The 18,145-nt window shown below is 70.6% G+C and carries 15 protein-coding genes; 7 read left to right on the top strand and 8 right to left on the bottom strand.

All coding sequences use genetic code 11. The annotated features are described in order from the left end of the window. The first annotated feature begins 18 nt into the window (after positions 1 to 18). Together HUW46_RS03155 and uvrB are read left to right on the top strand one after the other, a co-directional pair. Positions 19 to 1,311, top strand: a complete 1,293-nt coding sequence (locus tag HUW46_RS03155; RefSeq protein WP_215545824.1) for a DUF5685 family protein — start codon at positions 19 to 21, stop codon at positions 1,309 to 1,311. 57 nt (positions 1,312 to 1,368) lie between these two features. Continuing rightward, complete coding sequence (uvrB, locus tag HUW46_RS03150; protein ID WP_305859964.1) at positions 1,369 to 3,522, top strand: excinuclease ABC subunit UvrB; 2,154 nt, start codon at positions 1,369 to 1,371, stop codon at positions 3,520 to 3,522. Between the two features lie 398 nt (positions 3,523 to 3,920). Here uvrB and HUW46_RS03145 read toward each other — a convergent pair whose 3' ends face one another. Both HUW46_RS03145 and HUW46_RS03140 read right to left on the bottom strand, forming a co-directional pair. Further along, complete coding sequence (locus HUW46_RS03145) at positions 3,921 to 5,354, bottom strand: S28 family serine protease (protein ID WP_215545823.1); 1,434 nt, start codon at positions 5,352 to 5,354, stop codon at positions 3,921 to 3,923. An 85-nt stretch (positions 5,355 to 5,439) separates the two neighbouring features. After that, positions 5,440 to 6,864: a S28 family serine protease gene (locus HUW46_RS03140; RefSeq protein ID WP_442860964.1), complete on the bottom strand. Its 1,425-nt coding sequence runs from the start codon at positions 6,862 to 6,864 to the stop codon at positions 5,440 to 5,442. A 244-nt stretch (positions 6,865 to 7,108) separates the two neighbouring features. Between HUW46_RS03140 and HUW46_RS03135 the strand changes: the two genes are divergently transcribed. Both HUW46_RS03135 and HUW46_RS03130 read left to right on the top strand, forming a co-directional pair. Beyond that, entirely contained in the window at positions 7,109 to 7,609 is a 501-nt protein-coding gene (locus HUW46_RS03135) for an SRPBCC family protein (protein WP_215545821.1), read from the top strand. After that, the gene (locus HUW46_RS03130; protein WP_215545820.1) at positions 7,609 to 8,646 is read left to right on the top strand and encodes an LLM class F420-dependent oxidoreductase; all 1,038 of its coding nucleotides are present in this window, start codon (positions 7,609 to 7,611) and stop codon (positions 8,644 to 8,646) included. The genes HUW46_RS03135 and HUW46_RS03130 overlap by 1 nt, the downstream gene beginning before the upstream one ends. Here HUW46_RS03130 and HUW46_RS03125 read toward each other — a convergent pair. Beyond that, positions 8,636 to 9,280 carry a response regulator transcription factor gene (locus HUW46_RS03125; RefSeq protein ID WP_215545819.1) on the bottom strand — a complete coding sequence of 215 codons (645 nt, stop codon included), beginning with the start codon at positions 9,278 to 9,280 and terminating at the stop codon, positions 8,636 to 8,638. The two genes, HUW46_RS03130 and HUW46_RS03125, sit on opposite strands and share 11 nt — an antisense overlap. Further along, positions 9,220 to 10,611, bottom strand: a complete 1,392-nt coding sequence (locus HUW46_RS03120) for a sensor histidine kinase (RefSeq protein WP_215545818.1) — start codon at positions 10,609 to 10,611, stop codon at positions 9,220 to 9,222. Before HUW46_RS03120 ends, HUW46_RS03125 begins: the two co-directional genes overlap by 61 nt. Before the next feature lie 156 nt (positions 10,612 to 10,767). Between HUW46_RS03120 and HUW46_RS03115 the strand changes: the two genes are divergently transcribed. Both HUW46_RS03115 and HUW46_RS03110 read left to right on the top strand, forming a co-directional pair. Next, positions 10,768 to 11,427: a VC0807 family protein gene (locus tag HUW46_RS03115; protein WP_215545817.1), complete on the top strand. Its 660-nt coding sequence runs from the start codon at positions 10,768 to 10,770 to the stop codon at positions 11,425 to 11,427. Further along, positions 11,420 to 12,148, top strand: a complete 729-nt coding sequence (locus HUW46_RS03110; RefSeq protein WP_215545816.1) for an SDR family NAD(P)-dependent oxidoreductase — start codon at positions 11,420 to 11,422, stop codon at positions 12,146 to 12,148. Before HUW46_RS03115 ends, HUW46_RS03110 begins: the two co-directional genes overlap by 8 nt. Here HUW46_RS03110 and HUW46_RS03105 read toward each other — a convergent pair. Together HUW46_RS03105 and HUW46_RS03100 are read right to left on the bottom strand one after the other, a co-directional pair. Continuing rightward, complete coding sequence (locus tag HUW46_RS03105; protein WP_215545815.1) at positions 12,132 to 12,893, bottom strand: enoyl-CoA hydratase/isomerase family protein; 762 nt, start codon at positions 12,891 to 12,893, stop codon at positions 12,132 to 12,134. The genes HUW46_RS03110 and HUW46_RS03105 overlap by 17 nt on opposite strands. 47 nt (positions 12,894 to 12,940) lie before the next feature. After that, positions 12,941 to 13,591 (bottom strand): TetR/AcrR family transcriptional regulator, encoded by a 651-nt coding sequence (locus tag HUW46_RS03100; protein WP_215545814.1) that lies wholly within the window; start codon positions 13,589 to 13,591, stop codon positions 12,941 to 12,943. 41 nt (positions 13,592 to 13,632) lie between these two features. Here HUW46_RS03100 and HUW46_RS03095 point away from each other — a divergent pair, with 41 nt between their 5' ends. Further along, positions 13,633 to 13,959, top strand: coding sequence for a rhodanese-like domain-containing protein (locus HUW46_RS03095; protein WP_215545813.1), 327 nt, complete (start codon positions 13,633 to 13,635; stop codon positions 13,957 to 13,959). An 87-nt stretch (positions 13,960 to 14,046) separates the two neighbouring features. Here HUW46_RS03095 and HUW46_RS03090 read toward each other — a convergent pair whose 3' ends face one another. Then, a complete protein-coding gene (locus HUW46_RS03090) occupies positions 14,047 to 15,003 on the bottom strand; it encodes an ABC transporter permease (RefSeq protein WP_215545812.1) in 957 nt (318 codons plus the stop codon). A 34-nt stretch (positions 15,004 to 15,037) separates the two neighbouring features. Continuing rightward, entirely contained in the window at positions 15,038 to 17,929 is a 2,892-nt protein-coding gene (locus tag HUW46_RS03085) for an alpha/beta fold hydrolase (RefSeq protein WP_215545811.1), read from the bottom strand. Positions 17,930 to 18,145 lie beyond the last annotated feature (216 nt).

Below are 18,145 nucleotides of genomic sequence, written 5' to 3'. Positions count from 1 at the left end.
GAACCACTGGGGGAGTGCGTGTTCGGGATCATCCGTCCTTGCCGTCACCGGCTGTCCGAAAGCCTGCGGGCGGACTGGCTCGCGCACCTGTGCGGTCTGTGCCTCGCGCTGCGCGACGAGCACGGCCAAGTTGCGCGCGTGGTCACCAACTACGACGGGCTGGTGGTTTCCGTGCTCGTCGAGGCGCAGCTGCCCGGCGACGGCGGCAGGCGGCGCGCCGGGCCGTGCCCGCTGCGCGGTATGCGCGGCGCGTCGGTCTCGAACGGCGACGGCGCACGCCTCGCCGCGGCGGTGTCGCTGGTGCTCGCGTCCGCGAAGCTCGGCGACCACGCCGAGGACGGTGACGGCGTGTTCGGCCGCCGGGCCGTCGCGGGCGCCGGGCGCCGGATGGCCGCGCGCTGGGCCGAGCAGGGCGGGCGCACCGGTGCCGGGCTCGGGTTCGACACCGCGGTGCTGGTCGACGCGGTCGCCGGGCAGGCGGAGCTCGAGCGCGCGATCGGCGCGGGGGACTCGGTGCTGCTGGCCACCGGGCCGACCGAGCGCGCGACGGCCGCCGCGTTCGCGCACACCGCGGTCGTCGCCGGTGCCCCGGCGAACGAAGCGCCGCTGAGGGAGGCCGGTCGCCTGTTCGGCCGCGTCGCACACCTGCTGGACGCGGTCGAGGACCAGGCGGAGGACGAGCGCACCGGGGCCTGGAACCCGCTCGTGGCCACCGGCACCTCCCTGGCCGAGGCGCGGCGGCTGTGCGACGACGCGGTGCTCGGCGTCCGGCTCGCGCTCGACGAGGCGGTGTTCGCCGACGGCGCACTCGTGCACGCGCTGCTCGTCCACGAACTGCGGCACGCGGTGGCCAGGACGTTCGGGCACGGCTCGTACCCGCCTCCGCCGAACCAGCCGAACTGGGGCGGTCCGGGGCAGCCCGGCCAGTGGAGCGGCCCGCCTCCGGGGCCGTACCGAGGACCAGCGGGCGGGCCGCCGGGGCCGGGTGGACCGCCGCCCGGTGGACCACCGGGACCTGGCGGCCCGCCGCCGGGCGGACCTCCGCCGGAGGGGCCGCCGCCGGGCGACGACAAGGCGCCGTACTACGACGGCAAGGGCGGCGGCTGCTGGGTGCCGAAGTTCCGCGTGCCGCCCGTCAAGCGCAACTTCTTCTTCGGCTGCGCCGTCGCGCTCTACCAGTGCGGCACCTGCCAGGTCTGCTGCCGCGACCCGTACCCCGGCCCGTGGAGCGGGGAGCCGGTGGAGGCCTGCCAGCCGGACTGCTGCAACTGCAACGGATGTGACTGCTGTGACTGCGGGTGCGACTGCTGAACCGGCCGGGACCGTGGGGCGCTGAAACTGTCGGTGCCTGCGCCTACTCTGGTCTTCGTGGCTTTCGCAACCGAACACCCCGTGCTCGCCCAGTCCGAGTTCCGCCCGATTTCCGAGGTGCCCCGCGCCGACGGGAAGTTCACGGTGGTCAGCGACTACCAGCCCGCCGGCGACCAGCCCGCGGCGATCGACGAGCTGGAGCGCCGCATCAAGGCGGGCGAGAAGGACGTAGTGCTGCTCGGCGCCACCGGCACGGGCAAATCGGCCACCACCGCGTGGCTGGTGGAGCGCGTCCAGCGGCCGACGCTAGTGATGGCGCCGAACAAGACGCTCGCCGCCCAGCTCGCGAACGAGCTGCGGGACCTGTTCCCGAACAACGCGGTCGAGTACTTCGTCAGCTACTACGACTACTACCAGCCCGAGGCGTACATCGCGCAGACGGACACCTACATCGAGAAGGATTCGTCGATCAACGACGACGTCGAGCGGCTGCGCCACTCGGCCACGATGAACCTGCTGTCCCGGCGCGACGTGATCGTGGTGGCGAGCGTGTCGTGCATCTACGGCCTCGGCACCCCGCAGTCCTACCTCGACCGGTCGAGCAAGCTCGAGGTCGGCGGCGAGGTCGACCGGGACACCTTCCTGCGCGCGCTGGTGGACGTGCAGTACACCCGCAACGACGTCGCGTTCGCCCGCGGCACCTTCCGCGTCCGCGGCGACACCGTCGAGATCATTCCGGCCTACGAAGAGCTGGCGATCCGGGTCGAATTCTTCGGCGACGAGATCGACAAGCTGTACTACCTGCACCCGCTGACCGGCGACATCGTCAGCGAGGTCGACGAGGTGCGCATCTTCCCCGCCACCCACTACGTGGCGGGCCCGGAGCGGATGGAACGGGCGATCAAGAGCATCGAGGCCGAGCTGGAGGAGCGCCTCGCCGAGCTGGAGAAGCAGGGCAAGCTGCTGGAGGCGCAGCGGCTGCGCATGCGCACCAGCTACGACATCGAGATGATGCGCCAGGTCGGGTTCTGCTCCGGGATCGAGAACTACTCGCGGCACATCGACGGCAGGGCCGCCGGTTCCTCGCCCGCCACCCTCATCGACTACTTCCCGGACGACTTCCTGCTCGTGATCGACGAGTCGCACGTCACCGTGCCGCAGATCGGCGGCATGTTCGAGGGCGACATGTCGCGCAAGCGGAACCTGGTCGAGCACGGGTTCCGGTTGCCGAGCGCGGTCGACAACCGGCCGCTGACCTGGGAAGAGTTCTCCGACCGGATCGGCCAGACGGTGTACCTCTCGGCGACGCCCGGCCCGTACGAGATCGGGCAGGCCGGCGGCGAGTTCGTCGAGCAGGTCATCCGGCCCACCGGGCTGATCGACCCCGAGGTGATCGTGAAGCCCACCGAGGGCCAGATCGACGATCTCGTGCACGAGATCAGGGAGCGCGCGGAGCGCGACGAGCGCGTCCTGGTCACCACGCTGACGAAGAAGATGGCCGAGGACCTCACCGACTACCTGCTCGAACTGGGCATCAGGGTGCGGTACCTGCATTCCGAAGTGGACACTCTGCGCCGGGTGGAGCTGCTGCGCCAGCTGCGCGCGGGCGATTTCGACGTGCTGGTCGGCATCAACCTGCTGCGCGAGGGCCTCGACCTGCCCGAGGTGTCGCTGGTGTCCATTTTGGACGCCGACAAGGAGGGCTTCCTGCGCAGTGGCACCTCGCTGATCCAGACGATCGGCCGCGCGGCGCGGAACGTGTCCGGTCAGGTGCACATGTACGCGGACAAGATGACCGATTCGATGCAGCACGCGATCGACGAGACGAACCGCAGGCGCGCCAAGCAGATCGCGTACAACACCGAGCGCGGGCTCGACCCGCAGCCGCTGCGCAAGAAGATCGCCGACATCCTGGACCGCGTCTACAGCGAGGCCGAGGACACCGAGGAGGTGGCGGTCGGCGGGTCCGGCCGCAACGCCTCGCGCGGCAAGAAGCCGGAGCAGGGCGGCGGCCGCAGCTCGGGTGTGCTGGTGGACAAGAACGTGTCGACCATGCCGCGCGCGGAACTGGCGGATCTCATCCAGCAGATGACGGACCAGATGATGCAGGCGGCGCGCGATCTGCAGTTCGAACTGGCCGCCCGGCTGCGGGACGAGATCTCCGACCTGAAGAAGGAGCTTCGCGGCATGGACGCCGCGGGCATCAAGTAGCGCCGAGCGCGAACGGGACGACTTCTCGCGGCCGTCGTTCCGCCACGGGATCCGGTGCGGGACCGGGTGCCCTGAAGTACCCGGTTTCCGCTCGGAGGTTCATCCCCGGACCGGCACCAGGAACGGCGCCCTACGGTGGAAATCGATGCCGCGCGGTGGAAGGGCTGTGCCCGACCCCGCGCGGCCGCGACGACGTACAACTTCCGGTTCTCCCAGTTCGGCTCCTACGTGGCCGACATCTGAGTTCAAGGAAGTGCCTCATGGACGGTCTTGTCGGATCGCATTTCATGCAGCTCAAGAGGCACGACGAAGACCGTCGCCACGGCCAGGTGAACCTCCCGTGATCGACATGAAGAAGGGGCCCACTTCGAGGTGGGCCCCTTCTTGTCGGTGATCGATCAGAACTTCGGGCGGTCGATCATCATCAGGTCCGCGTCGAACCGCGGGAACCCTGCGGGTGCGCTCGGCGCGGAGAACGTGCGCGCCTCGGCGGCCTGCGCCGGCAGCCCTGCCCACTTGCGGACGGTCGCGGTGGCGGCGGCCGCCTGGTCGGCGGGCAGCTGCGCGATCTTGGCGCCGTGGTTGCCCTTCGGCACGGTGTAGACGTGGTTGTCGCTCCACGGGAACTTCGCCGGTTCGAACCGCTCGGCGCCCCACGGGTCGTACTCGCCGTAGATGTAGAGCATGTTCTTCGCCTGGGTGCGGACCCAGAAGTCGATGTCCGGCATCGCGAAGTGGTCGAACCTCGGCCGCTTGATGTCCTTGGGCAGGAAGGTCCACGGCACGAACGTGCCCGGGTAGCGCAGCAGATCGCGCAGGTGCGCGTCGTAGGTCTCGTACCAGCCGAGCTGGTAGGCGGCCTGGTAGTTGTACGCGATGGTGCTCGCGCCTTCCTGGTCCGCGTACCCGGTGAGGCTGTCGACCTTTTCGAACCAGTCGTAGAGGTCCTTCGCGGGCGCGCCCGGCTTGGGCACGTTCGCGCATTCGGTCGGGGGCTGGTACTGCCAGAACGTGAAGTAGGTGTCGGTGATGATCAGCTCGATCGCCTTGTCGAGCGAGCCGACGACGTCGTAGGTGTAGCCCTTCTGGTCGGACACCTGCTTGACGAGCCCGCCGAGTTCGTCGCGGCGCTTCAACGCGTCGCGCTGCACGGCCTTCACCGCGTCGCGGCAGGCCGGGTCGCCGACCTTGGACAGGAACTCGTTGTACGAGTCGTGCTCGTTGATCACGTCGTTCGGGGCGACGTAGGGGATCGTGCCGTTGACGTCGTTGGGGAAGAACCTGCGGAAGTAGGTGGCGGTCATGCCGCCCTTGCTGCCGCCGGTGGCGAGCCAGTTGGCGTGGTAGATCGACTTGAACGCCTGCACGATGCGGTGTTCGTCGACCGCGGCCTGCCAGATCGTGAGCTGCTTGTGCCAGTCGGTCTTCGCCGGGATCGACGGCGTGAAGTACCGGTACTCCATGGAGACCTGGTTGCCGTTGACGATCTGTGTCGGCTCGGACCGGTTCGGTGCCTGCGAAACGTTGTAGCCGCTGGTGAACATCACGGTCGGCGCGGTGACGTCGCGGTGCAGCAGGGTGAGTCGCTGCTCGAAGGTGCCCGCCTTGGGGTTCGTGTAGTCGGCGGGCTGGGTGTAGGTGAGCTTGAAGAAGCGGTACCCGGTCGGCGCCGGGTCCTCCGAGACGATCTTGAGCCCGGGGATCTTCTTGAGCGCGGCGGTGATGTCCTCGCCCGGCGCGCCCGGCGCCGCCGACGCGGCGGGCTGGGCGAGGCCGGTGATCGCGAGCATCGCGACCGCGGCCGTCAGGCCTTTCTTGAACCAGCTGTGCATGGGTCCTCTCCGAGAATCTCCGGAAACGGGCTGGCCAAGGGAACTCCAGGCCCGCGAAGGCAGGCCCGGAGTTCCCCGGCCGCGATCAGAACTTCGGGCGGTCGATCATCATCAGGTCCGCGTCGAACAGCGGGAACCCGGCGGGCGCGCTCTGCGCGGAGAACGCGCGGGCGTCGGGGGCCTGCTCGGGCAGGCCAGCCCACTTGCGGACGGTCGCGGTGGCCGCGGCCGCCTGGTCGGCGGGCAGCTGCGCGATCTTCGAGCCGTGGTTGCCGCCGGGGACGGTGTAGGCGTGGTTGTCGCTCCACGGGAACTTCGCCGGGGAGAAGCGCTCGGCGCTCCACGGGTCGTTGCCGCCGTAGATGTAGAGCATCTGCTTCGCCTGCGTGCGGACCCAGAAGTCGATGTCCGGCATCGCGAGGTAGTCGAACCGCGGGAGCTTGATCTCCTTCGGCACGAACGTCTTCGGCACGTCCTCACCCGGGTAGCGGAGCAGGTCGCGCAGGTAGCTGTCGTACGCCTCCGGCGCGCCGAGCTGGACCGCGGCCTGGTAGTAGTACGGAATGAAGCCCTCGAGAGCCTGGTCCGAGTACCCGGTCAGGGTGCCCACCTTGGTGTACCAGTCGTAGAGGTCCTTCGCCGGCGCGCCGGGCTTCGGCACGGTCGCGCAGTCGGCCTGCTTCTGGTACTGCCAGAACGCGAAGTACGAGTCGATCGTCGAGAGCTCCAGCGACTTGTCGATGGAACCGACGATCTTGTAGGTGTAGCCCTTCTCCTTCGACTCCTGCGCGGCGAGCGCGCCGAGCTCGTCGCGGCGCACGAGCGTGTCGCGCTGGACCGCTTTGAGCGCGTCGCGGCAGCCAGGGTCGTTGCCGACCTTCGAGAGGAACTTGTCGTACGAATCGATCGAGTCGATCACGTCGTTCGGGGCGACGTAGGGGATCGTGCCGTTGACGTCGTTGGGGAAGAAGCGGCGGAAGTAGGTGGCGGTCATGCCGCCCTTGCTGCCGCCGGTGGCGAGCCAGTTGGCGTGGTAGATCGACTTGAACGCCTGCACGATGCGGTGTTCGTCGACGGCGGCCTGCCAGATCGTGAGCTGCTTCGCCCAGTTCTCCTTGGCGGGCCGCGACGGCTTGAAGTAGCGATACTCCATCGAGACCTGGTTGCCGTTGACGATCTGCGTCGGCTCGGACCGGTTGGGCGACTCGGAGACGTTGTAGCCGCTGGTGAACATCACCGTCGGCGCGTCGACGTCACGGTGCAGCAGGGTGAGTCGCTGCTCGAACGTGCCCGCCTTGGGGTTCGTGTAGTCGGCCTGCTGCGTGAAGGTCAGCTTGAAGAAGCGGTAACCCGTCGGCGCGGGCCCCTCGGAAACGACCTTGAGACCAGGGATGCGCGCGAGCGCGTCCTTGATGTCTTCCTTCACCACACCCGCTGCGCCCGCCGCGGCGGGCTGGACGAGCCCGGCGACCGCGAGCACCGCGATCAGGGCCGTCAAGCACCTCGTCAACCACCTACGCATGAACCCCTCCGGGAACCTTTGCTCAACGGGGGTCGATTTCCCCCGGATCGAAGCATCCTCACAGAATGGCCGGTGGCGGGCAATGGGCTGGACGGACGCAGGCACCCTACGAACGTTTCGAATTACCGTTGTGATCCTTTTCCGGCGTCCACGTGAGGGAGTTTTGGCGACTTCGCGCGTTCGCGGCGGTACCGTCGGTGCACAGTCGAACCGGCCGGGGAAAGAGAGTGCGATGAAGCTCGCGGAAGGACCCACCACCGAGGTCGAGGTCAAGATCGAAGCCGCACCGGCCGAGGTGTGGCGCTGGGTCTGCGACATCGAGCTGCCCGCGCGGTTCTCCCAGGAGTTCCAGGGGGCGAGCTGGCTCCCCGACACCGAGGCACCCGCGGTCGGCGCCCGGTTCGTCGGGCGGAACCGCCATCCCCAGATCGGCGAGTGGGAGACCACCAGCCACGTCGTCCGGTGCGAGGAGCCGGTGGTGCTCGAATGGGCCGTCGCCGACGTGGCGAAGCCCGCGGCGACCTGGCGGTTCGAGCTCGAACCGGACGGGGACGGCACGCTGCTGAGGCAGTGGGTTCGCCTCGGCCCCGGCTGGTCGGGGCTCACCATCGCCATCGAGCGGATGCCGGACAAGGAGGACCGGATCATCCAGCGGCGGCTCGACGAGCACCGCGAGAACATGCTGGCCACGGTCACGGGCATCAAGGAGCTAGCCGAGCGGGCCGCGGACTGATGCGCGTTTCGATCCAGCTTTCCGCCGAGGCGGCGCCGTGGCCGGAACTGGTCGACTACGTCGTGGAGGCGGAGCGGCTCGGCGTCGATCTGTGCTGGGTCGCGGAGGCGTGGGGCTGCGACGCGCCGTCGCCACTGGGGTACCTCGCCGCGAAGACCGAGCGGATGACGCTGGGATCGGCCGTGCTGCAGGTCGGGACCCGCTCACCGGTCCTGGTGGCGATGACCGCGCTGACGCTGGCGAGGATCTCGGGCGGCCGGTTCGCGCTCGGGCTCGGCGCCTCGGGGCCGCAGGTGATCGAAGGCCTGCACGGCACGCCGTTCGCGCATCCGCTCGGCAGGCTCCGCGAAACCGTCGAAATCATTCGCCGCGTGTTCGCCGAAGGACGGGTGGAATACGCGGGCCGTCATTTCCAGCTTCCCCTGCCAGGGGGAGAGGGCAAGGCCATCCGGCTCAGCCAGCCAACGAATTCCGATATCGCGATCTATCTCGCCAGTCTTTCCCCGGGAATGCTCCGGCTCACCGGTGAGGTCGCCGACGGATGGCTCGGCACGAGCTTCGTCCCCGAAGCCGCGCCGGCCTACTTCGCCCACCTGGAAGAGGGCGCGCGCCGAGCGGGCCGATCCGTGTCGAGCCTCGACATCTGCCAGGGCGCGGAGGTCGCGTTCGGCGACGACGTGGCCGAGATGGTCGCGGCGAGGAAGCCCGCGCTGGCCTTCAGCCTCGGCGGGATGGGCTCGGCCACGCGCAACTTCTACAACGAAGCCTATGCGCGGCAAGGGTTTTCCGAAGTGGCCGAGCGGGTTCAGCGGCTGTGGGTGGCGGGAGAACGGGCCGAGGCCGCGGTCGCGATCCCCGACGAAATGGTGCTCGCGACGACGTTGATCGGCACCGAGCCGATGGTCAAGGAGCGGCTGCGCGCGTGGCGGCAGTCCGGAGTGGACACCGTGCGGCTGTACCCCGCAGGGGACACCGTCGACGACCGGCTCTCCACACTGGCGCGCGCGATCGTGCTGGTGCGCGAAGTCAGCCGTTGAGGTGGGCGAGCACGGCCAGTACGCGGCGGTTGTCGTCGTCCGACGGGGGCAGCCCGAGCTTGCCGAAGATGCTCGCGGTGTGCTTGGTGACCGCGCTGCCGGACAGGTGGAGGCGCTGGGCGATCGCGGCGTTGGACCGGCCCTCCGCCATCAGTGCGAGCACTTCGCGTTCGCGCGGCGTCAGTTCGGCGAGCGGGCCGCGGCGCGGTTTCCCGGTCAGCAGGCGCGAGATCACCTGCGGGTCCATCGCGGTGCCGCCGCCGGCCACCCGGCGCACCGCGTCGATGAACTGGTCGTCGTTGAACACCCTGTCCTTGAGCAGGTACCCGACCGCGCCCTCGCCGTCGGCGAGCAGTTCGCGCGCGTAGAGCTGTTCGACGTGCTGGGAAAGCACGAGCACGGGGAAACCGGGGCGCTCCCGTCGCGCGGCGAGCGCGGCCTTCAGGCCCTCGTCGGTGTTCGTCGGGGGCAGCCGCACGTCGACCACGGCGACGTCCGGTTCGTGCTCGGCCAGTGCGGCGCGCAGTTCCGGGCCGGTCGCCACGGAGGCCACCACGTCGAAGCCGTAGGCGCTCAGCAGCCGCGCGAGCCCGGTCCGGAGGAGGTAGAGGTCTTCGGCGAGGACAACACGCACGGAACCTCCAGCGTCACGGTCGTGGGGCCGCCCGGCGGGCTCGCCACGGTCAGGGTGCCGTCAAAGGTAGCGAGCCGCCGCCGCACGCCGCGCAGGCCACCGCCTTCGCGATCGGCCGCGCCGCCGTGGCCGTCGTCGGTCACCCACGCGCGCAGCGTGTGTCCATTATGGACAAGGCCGACCGTGGCGTGGTCGGCGTCGGCGTGCTTGGCGACGTTCGCGAGCAGCTCGCACAGCGCGAAGTACACGGCGGCTTCGATCGGTGGCTCCGGCGCGCCAGGAAGATCCGCTTCGACGGTGACCTCGGCGGGCGTGTCGAGCGCGACCGCGCGCACGGCGTCGACGAGCCCGCGTTCGACGAGCACCGGCGGGTGCACTCCCCGGACGAGGTCGCGGAGGTCCTGCAACGCGGCCGCGGAGGTCTCCCTCGCTTCGACGACCAGTTCGCGCACCGCGGCCGGATCCGTGTCGAGAAGCCGTTCGACGGTGCGCAGCGTCATCCCGACGGCGACCAGCCGCGCCTGCGCGCCGTCGTGCAGATCCCGTTCGATGCGGCGGAGTTCGGCGGCCTGCGCGTCGGTGGCGTGCGCGCGGGTCTCGGTCAGTTCCTGCACGCGCTCGGCGAGCTGGGTGTTCCCGGTGGGCCCCAGCAGCGACTTCGCGAACAGGACCTGCGCGCGCAGCAGCGGCCCCGACACCGCGCCGCACCCGAAGGTGAGCGCGAGTCCTGCCGGGATCGCCAGCCACACCAGGCCGCCCATCCCGGAGGTCGGCCAGAGCACGGCGTCCCAGAAACCGGTGGGCGCGGCGTAGGGCTGGTGCCCGGTGACGAGGACCCACAGCGCGGGCCCGGCGAGGAAGCCGTAGCCGTACATCACGAGCGCGAACGGCAGCAAACCGCACAGCGCCGCCGCGATCGGGTTGAGCAGCATCCACACCAGGTCCCGCCAGGTGGCGGGATCGCCGAGCAGGTGGTGCACCCGGGTGCGCTGCTCGATGACCTCGGGCCCGCCGAAGGACCAGAACCGCAGGTTGCGGAGCCACTCCGGTTCGGGGGTGCGCCGGACGGGCCGCGCGCGGTAGGGCACGTCGATCGTGACACCGGCCCACACCTTCGCGCCGCGCCGGTAGCCGTTGGTCAGTTCCCTGCTGTTCTCGATCACCGATGTCGCGGTCGAAACGAGCCCGAAGAACAACCCCAGCAGCCCCAGCACGGTGATGAGCGCGGACAGCAGGGTCACCACGGACAGCCCGGCCAGCTCCAGGCCGAGCCGCCCCCGGTTCCCCTGCCGCCGCAGCCCGTCGCGCAGCCGCCGTGCCGTTCCCGCCATCCGCCTGAGTGTGCCCGAGGCGCACCCGGTGCCGCACTGGATCCGGGCACTTCGCGGGGGTGCACTTTCGTACACCCCGGCCGGGTTCCCAAGTGGATCCCGCGCGCCGCGGCCGGTTCCTAGGTTCGAGATCGACGAACGACGGAGGGAACCGTGATGACCGCACCGGCGGCGACGAAACAGGAAAAACGGGAAGCGTGGCGGAAACTCGGCGCGAACTGGGCGAGCGACGTGATCGTGCCGATCGGGCTCTACTACGCGCTGCGCGCACTGGACGTGAGCATCTGGTGGGCGTTGCTCGCGGGCGGGATCCTCCCGCTCTGGCGCACGGTCCGCACGTTCGCGAAGACCCGCACGATCGACCGGATCGGCGGGGCCGTGCTCGTGATGATGGTGTTCGGCACAGTGGTCTCGGTGTTCACCGGCAGCCCGCGGCTGCTGATGGCACGGGAAAGCTGGGGAACCGGCATCTTCGGCCTGTGGATCCTCAGCACCCTGCTCGGCGCGGGCGAGCCTTTCCTGCTCTCCGCGCTCTACCGCATCCTGCCCGCGTCGCAGTGCGAGCACTGGTGGGAGCAGTGGCGGACCAGCGCGCCGTTCCGCCGTGCGCTCCGGTGGATGACCGGGGCGTGGGGCATCGCGTTCGTGGCCGACGCGATCGCGCGCGTGGTGATGGCCTACACGCTGCCGCTGGACGTGGTGCCGGTGCTGAGCACGGTGCTTCTGATCGTCTTGCTGGTGGCGGTGCACTTCGCGGGCAAGCGAATGGCCCGGCGCGCCGGGATCACCCTCAACGGCAAGGAAAACGATGGCTGAGCCGGTGGTGCTGGTGACCGGTGGCGCGCGGGGGATCGGGGCCGCGCTGGCCCGCCACCACGCGGCGAAGGGGGCGACCGTGGTGATCGCGGACGTCGACGAGGGCGGAGCCGCCGTCGCGGACGAGACCGGCGGCGTGTTCGTCCACAGTGATGTGTCCACAGGGGACGGTACCGCCGCGGCGGTGCGGGCGGCGGAGGACCGGGGCGGGATCGCGGTGCTGCACCTCAACGCGGGCGTCCCCGGTGGCACGGCCTTCGGGGACGGCTTCGACACCGATCGCTACCGGCGGGGGATCGGCGTGAACCTGGACGCGGTCGTGTTCGGCATCCAGGCCGCCCTGCCCGGTATGCGGGCGCGCGGTGGCGGCGCGATCCTGGTGACCGCGAGCCTGGCCGGGCTGGCGATCTCGGGCGATGTCTTCTATGCGGCCGCGAAGCACGCGGCGATCGGCCTCGTCCGGTCGTGCGCGGCGACACTGGGGGAGTCGCCGATCACCGTGAACGCCCTGTGTCCTGGGTTCGTCAGGACGCCGATGCTCGAACCTTTCGTGCCATGGCTGGAGGAAGCGGGCGTGCTCGTGGCCGAACCGGCGCTCGTGTGCGAGGCGGCCGACGCGGTGCTCGCCTCGGGGCGCACGGGCGAAGCGTGGCCGGTGCAGGCCGGGCAGCCGTTCGAACCGTGGCGCTTCGGGCAGGTCGTGGTCAGCCGTTCTTCTTGAGGACGCGGTCGACGTAGGCCGAGATCGACGCGAGCGCCTCGTCGGAGGTCCAGATCTTTTCGACGCGGGCGTCGTCGCCCGACCGCTGCTCGCCGATGCGCTCGATGAACGGCCGGTGGATCTGCGCCTTGGTGTGGCCGAACGCGTCGGTCCCGACCGAGCCGAGGCGTTCGGCCACCTCGATCGCACGCGGCAGCACGGTGTCCTGATCGGACAGTTCGTCGGCGAGGCCGAGCCGGAGCGCGTCCTCACCGCCGTAGGTCTCGCCGAAGAAGGCGAGCCCGTGCAGGGCGCTCGTGCCGAACGCGCAGCGCAGGACTTCCAGCGCTGTCAACGGGAACGGGACGCCGACGAGCAGCTCGGTGACCCCGATCCTGGCGCGCTCGCGGGTGAGCACCCGGTGGTCGCAGGCGGCCGCGAGCACCGCGCCACCGGCGATCGCGTGCCCGTTCAGCGCGGCGACGACCGGGCGCGGGAAGTCGAAGACGGCGAGGAACGCGTCGGAGAGCGCGGGCAGGAATTCGCGGACGTAGCCGGGACCGCCGTCGTCGATGCGGCGCAGGTCGACCCCCGCGGAGAAGATGCCCTCGCCACCGGTGAGGACGACCGCGGTGCACGAGGAGGCCTGCAGTTCGTCGAACCGGGTGACCAGGTCGATGCACAGTTCGGTGTCGAGTGCGTTGGCCTTGCCGTGCGCCAGGTGCAGCACGGCGACCTCGCCGTGCGTTTCCAGCCGGGTCGTCATCGTTCCTCGCTTTCTCGCGGTGGTCCTTCGTCCGGAGCGTAGTGCCGTCAGAGCTCGTCGGCCCGGTCGTCACCGGTCACGACGAGCGCGGCGAGCGCCGCGACGCCGTCGGACAGGCGGGACAAGGAAAACTCGCCCGCCAGCGCCTTGCGCTGTTCCGCGGCGAGCGGGGCGAGCAGCAGGTGCGCGAACAGGTCGGCGTCGCCGCCCGGCCGCGCTTCCCGCAGCAGCAGAGCGACGTGCTGGTGCCAGAACGCGTACGCGCCGATCCGGTACCGCGCGCCCGCGCTCGCGGTCTCGGACATGTGCACGAGGTCGAGGTTGGCGTCGAGGAACTCCGCGTAGGCGCGGAGGAAGGCGACGAGCCGCGCCCCGGCGGGCGCGCCGGGCCCGAGCGGCGGGCCGCCGCGGATCGCGGCCTCCTGCAGCTCGGCCTCGCGTGCGCCGAGCAGCTCGGCGGCCAGTCCCGACTTGTCGCCGAACCGGCGGAACACGGTGCCCTTGCCGACCCCGGCTTCGGCCGCGATCTGGTCCATCGACACCGCGTCGACACCGTGCGCGGCGAAGAGCCGTTCCGCCGCTTCGACGATCCGTTCGCGGTTGCGCGCCGCGTCGGCGCGCTCCTTCGGCGGCTTCCTGCCGACGTGCAGGATCTCATCGCTTGCATAACCGGACTGCGGTCCGTTAATGTCGTCCATCAGATACGGACTATAGTCCACTTACTCGGAGGATGGTTCTGATGACGGAGTTGATCAGCAGGGAAGACCTGCGCGCGGCCATCGACGCGGGCACGGTCACGGTGGTCGACGCACTCGGCGGCGACTACTGGGCGAAGCAGCACCTGCCCGGCGCGGTGCCCCTCGTCGCGGCCGATGTGGCCGCGCGGGCGCCGGAACTGCTGCCGGACAAGGACGCGCTGATCGTGACGTACTGCTCGAACCCCGCCTGCGGCAACAGCCAGGCCGTGGCCTCGAAACTGGAAAACCTCGGCTACACCGCGATTCGCAAGTACCGGGAAGGAATCGAAGACTGGTCCGGCGCCGGTCTGGCGCTGGAATCCGCGTGACGCGGAAAAGTTGAGCCCCTGATGGCCACCTTGACGGCACTGGCTGCCGTCAAGGTGGCCATCACGGCATGGAGCGACCCGTCCTGCTCAGCTCGTGATGTCCTTCGTGGCGAACCGGCGACCGGCCAGCAGCAGGAACACCGCGGCGTAGATGGTCGACGAGAGCAGGCCGCTCGCCATGTTCGCCCAGTCGATGTCGGTGGCGATGAGATCGATCCAGGCGAACGAAAAGTGCGTCGGGAGGTAGTCGCGCAGGCCTTCCAGCGCGGTGATCTGGTCGAGGATCTGCGAAAGGATCGCGACCAGCACCGCGCCACCGACCGCGCCGAGCGGGGCGTCGGTCGAGACGCTCAGCAGCAGCGCGAGCCCGGCGACCCAGGCCAGCTGCACGATGACGTACAGCGTCGCCATCGCGATCGCCAGCAGACTGTCCGGAAAGGACACCGCGTCGCCGGTGGGGCTGATCGCGTCGCCCGCGCCGTAGAAGAGCACGCCGACACCGAGCGAGACGAGTGGCAGCAGCACGAGCGCGGCGGCCGAGAGCAGCCCGGACACGATCGTCTTCTGCCGCAGCACCCGGTGCCGCGGCACCGGGATCGCCAGCAGGTACTTCAGGCTCGACCACGACGACTCGCTCGCGATGGTGTCGCCGAAGAACAGCGCGACGATCATCGGCAGCAGGAACGTGCCCGACACGAACAGCGCCAGCACCACGAAGTTCGGCGCGCTCGCGGTCGCCAGGTCGACGAAGCCGCCCGAGCGCCGGTTCGGGCTGGACTGCCCGATCGAGAACGCCACCACCAGGATGAACGGCAGCACCGCGACGAACCCGAGCACGAGCTGCGTGCGCCGCCGCTTGAGCTGGCGCCGCAGTTCGACGCCGAGCCGCAGCGTGCGCCCCGCCCGGTAGCCCGCGACCGCGCCGTCGGGCCCGATCTCGGTCGGCTCGTGCTCGGCAGCCTCGGTCAGCTCGTCGAGCGCTGCGGGATCGGTGTGCACCCCGTGGTCCAGCACCGCGTTCTCGGCGTGTTCCTTCTTGCTCATGGCTCCTCCGCTGGGAAAAGCACGTCGTCGCTGCTCATGTCGTGTCCTCACCGACCAGTTGGAGGAACGCGTCTTCCAGGCGCCGCCGCGGACCGGCCTGCGAGACCGAAACCCCGGCGCGCACCAGTGCCGTCACGGCGTCCGCCCTCGGCAGCCCGTCGAGATCGGCGTGCACGAGATCGCCTTCGACGTCCACATCGGACACTCCGGCCACCCCGCGCAGCGCGGCCGCGGCTTCGGCGGGGCGGTCCACCCGGAACGTCGCCTCGCCACCGGCCGCGACGATGTCGCCGACCTCGCCGGAGGCCACCAGGCGCCCGCGGTGCATGACCACGACGTGCGTGCAGGTCTGCTCGACCTCGGCCAGCAGGTGGCTCGAGACGACGACCGTGCGGCCCGTCGCGGCGTAGCGCTGGAGCACCTCGCGCATCTGGTGGATCTGCGGCGGGTCGAGCCCGTTGGTCGGTTCGTCGAGCACGAGCAGCTCCGGCAGGCCGAGCATCGCCTGCGCGATCGCGAGCCGCTGCCGCATGCCCTGGCTGTAGGTGCGGACCTTGCGGCGCACCGCGTCGCCGAGGCCCGCGATCTCCAGCGCCTCGGCCACGTGGGCCTTCTCGTCCGGCCGCCCGGTGGCGTCCCAGTACAACCGGAGATTGGCTTCGCCGGACAGGTGCGGCAGGAAACCCGAACCCTCCACAAAGGACCCGATACGGGAAAGCACCGGCGCGCCAGGGAAAATCGTGTGCCCGAACACCTTGATCTCGCCCGCGCTCGGCGTGATCAGGCCCATCAGCATGCGCAGCGTGGTGGTCTTGCCCGCGCCGTTCGGCCCGAGCAGGCCGAGCACCTGCCCCGGCTCCACCCGGAAGGACAGGTCGTTCACCGCGGTCAGGCCACCGGGGTAGGACTTCGTCAGCCCGGTGATCACCAGCGGCACCGTGGCCAGTTCCTCGTCGACGCGGTGCGAACGGCGGCGCCGGAACGCCGCGACGAGCGCGATCACGACGGCGGCGAGCAGGATGCCCGCGATCCCCAGCACCTTCCCGACCGGCCAGCCGGTGCTGACCGCGCGCCCCGGCACCACCGGCACCGAGACCGCGGGCGCGCCGGCGAGCCCGATCCGGTACGCGGCCGCGGTCGTCGACCCGGCGTAGGACTGGTCCGTGGTGCTGACCGAAAGCTGCAGCGCGTGGCCCGATTCGACGGGCCGCACGATCGCGGGCAGCGTCACCGGCACCTCGCGGGGCGAGCCGTCGGCTGGCAGGCCGGTGACCCTGATCGGCGCGAGGGTGTTCGACGGCAGCGTGCGCGCACCGTCGGGGCCGACGTCGTAGAGCTTCACGAACAGGACGGCTTCGCCGGGAGCCGTGCCGCCCGACGGCTGCGCCGACACGGTGAGCCGGACCGTCGAAGCGCCCGCGACGAGCAACTGCGCGCCGAGCGGGGCCGAGGTGAACCGCGCGGACTGGCCGGGCTGGTCGATCCCGAAAAGCCCGGCCAGCCGGGAAGAACTGCTCGCGATGCCGTTGAGGCCCGGCATCCCGCTGACCGCGGCGGGGCTCCCGCCGGGCGGGTTCACCACGGTCTGCGGCGGCCCGGACAACGCCACGTCGCGGCGTTCGGTCGTGCCGGAAGCGAGCCCCGGATAGGCCGGTGCTTCCACGCTGCGCACGGACGGCGCGCCGTTGGCGCGCAGCGTGCCCTGCACGTCGTAGCGGAACCCGGTGCCGGGATCGGCGCCCGTTCCGGTGAGGTGGAAGGAAAGCCAGTCGCCGATCGAGGCGCGCAGCTTCGGGCCGGGCTGCCCGCCGTCGTGGCCGCCGGGGTACCAGATGGTCTTCACCTTGCCGCCCGCCGCGGTGATCTGGCGCGCGGTCGCGTCGGACTGGTCGAGCCCGAACAGGGTGTCGTTCTCGCCCTGCACCAGCAGGGTCGGCGCGGTGATCCGGTTCGTCACCGAAACGGGCGAAACCCGGTGCAGCAGATCGGCGGTGCGCTGGCTCATGCGTCCCGTGGTGGCGAGTTCGGTGTAGGCGGCGCAGGCGTCCGCGGTGAACCGCCCGCACGGGTCCCCCGATCCCGGCCTCGGCGAACCGGCCTGGGCGGGCGGGGGAACCGGGACCGAGGCGCCGCCGCCCTGCGCGCCGCTCGCGCCCGACTGCGAGCTTTCACTGGTCTGCTGGCCGGGTTCCGGCGCTTCGTTCCCGGTGCCGCCGCCGGTTCCGCCCAGCCCGGCCGCACCGGATCCGGCGGAGAAGAAGATGCCAGCCCACGCCTTCTTGAACACCCCGTCGGGGGCGAACGCGCCCGCCGCCGGGGTCGGCGCGCCGGGGCCTGCCGCGTTCGGCACCAGGCCCTGCGCGAGATCGTTGTAGGTGATCACCGGCGCGATCGTGTCGACGCGCTTGTCCGTGCCCGCCAGTAGCAACGCCAGCGCCCCGCCGTAGGAACCGCCGGTGACACCGACGCGCGGATCGCCGTCGCCGTCCTTGATCACGTCCGGACGCGCGGCGAGCAGGTCGAGCAGGCGCTGCGCGTCGGCGACCTCGTAGCGGGGGTCGTTGAGCGAGATCTTCCCGGTGCTGCGGCCGAATCCGCGCGCCGAATAGGTCAGCACGACGAATCCGCGCCTGGCCAGTTCTTCGGCCTGCGTCCGCACGCTGTTCTTGTCGCCGCCGAAGCCGTGCGGGAGCAGCACGGCCGGCGCGGGGGACGCGCCGGGCTTGTACAGCGTCGTGTCGAGCTGGATCCGGTCGGCGGAGCCCGGTGCGGCCGGGACGGGCACCATCGCGTCCTCGGTGGCGACCGGCGGCGCGTCGCGGCCGGAGCGGACCCAGACCACGCCGGCACCGGCCAGCACGACGAGCACGAGCGCGAGCGTCAGCAGCTTGCCGCCGCGCGTGCGGGGGAGCGGGATTCGGGGCACGGGTTGACCGTATGTGACCTTTCCTGAGAACTTCCCATGGGTGGCGCAGCGGAGCGCGCACTCAGCGTCGACAGCGGCACCGGAAACAAGGGCCGTTCGCCTGACGTGACCGAAGTTACGCCGGGCATCCTGGTGACGCGGGTGACCCCGGCTGGCGTTCGGGGCGCTGAGCAGTCAAAATGGACATCGCTGTGAGGGGAGTATTCCTCCGCGGCG

Origin of the sequence: Amycolatopsis sp. CA-230715 (genome assembly GCF_018736145.1) — a bacterium.
Lineage (GTDB): Bacteria > Actinomycetota > Actinomycetes > Mycobacteriales > Pseudonocardiaceae > Amycolatopsis.
Note: the sequence above shows the minus strand (reverse complement) of the source record. Positions and strands in the feature narration are given on the sequence as shown.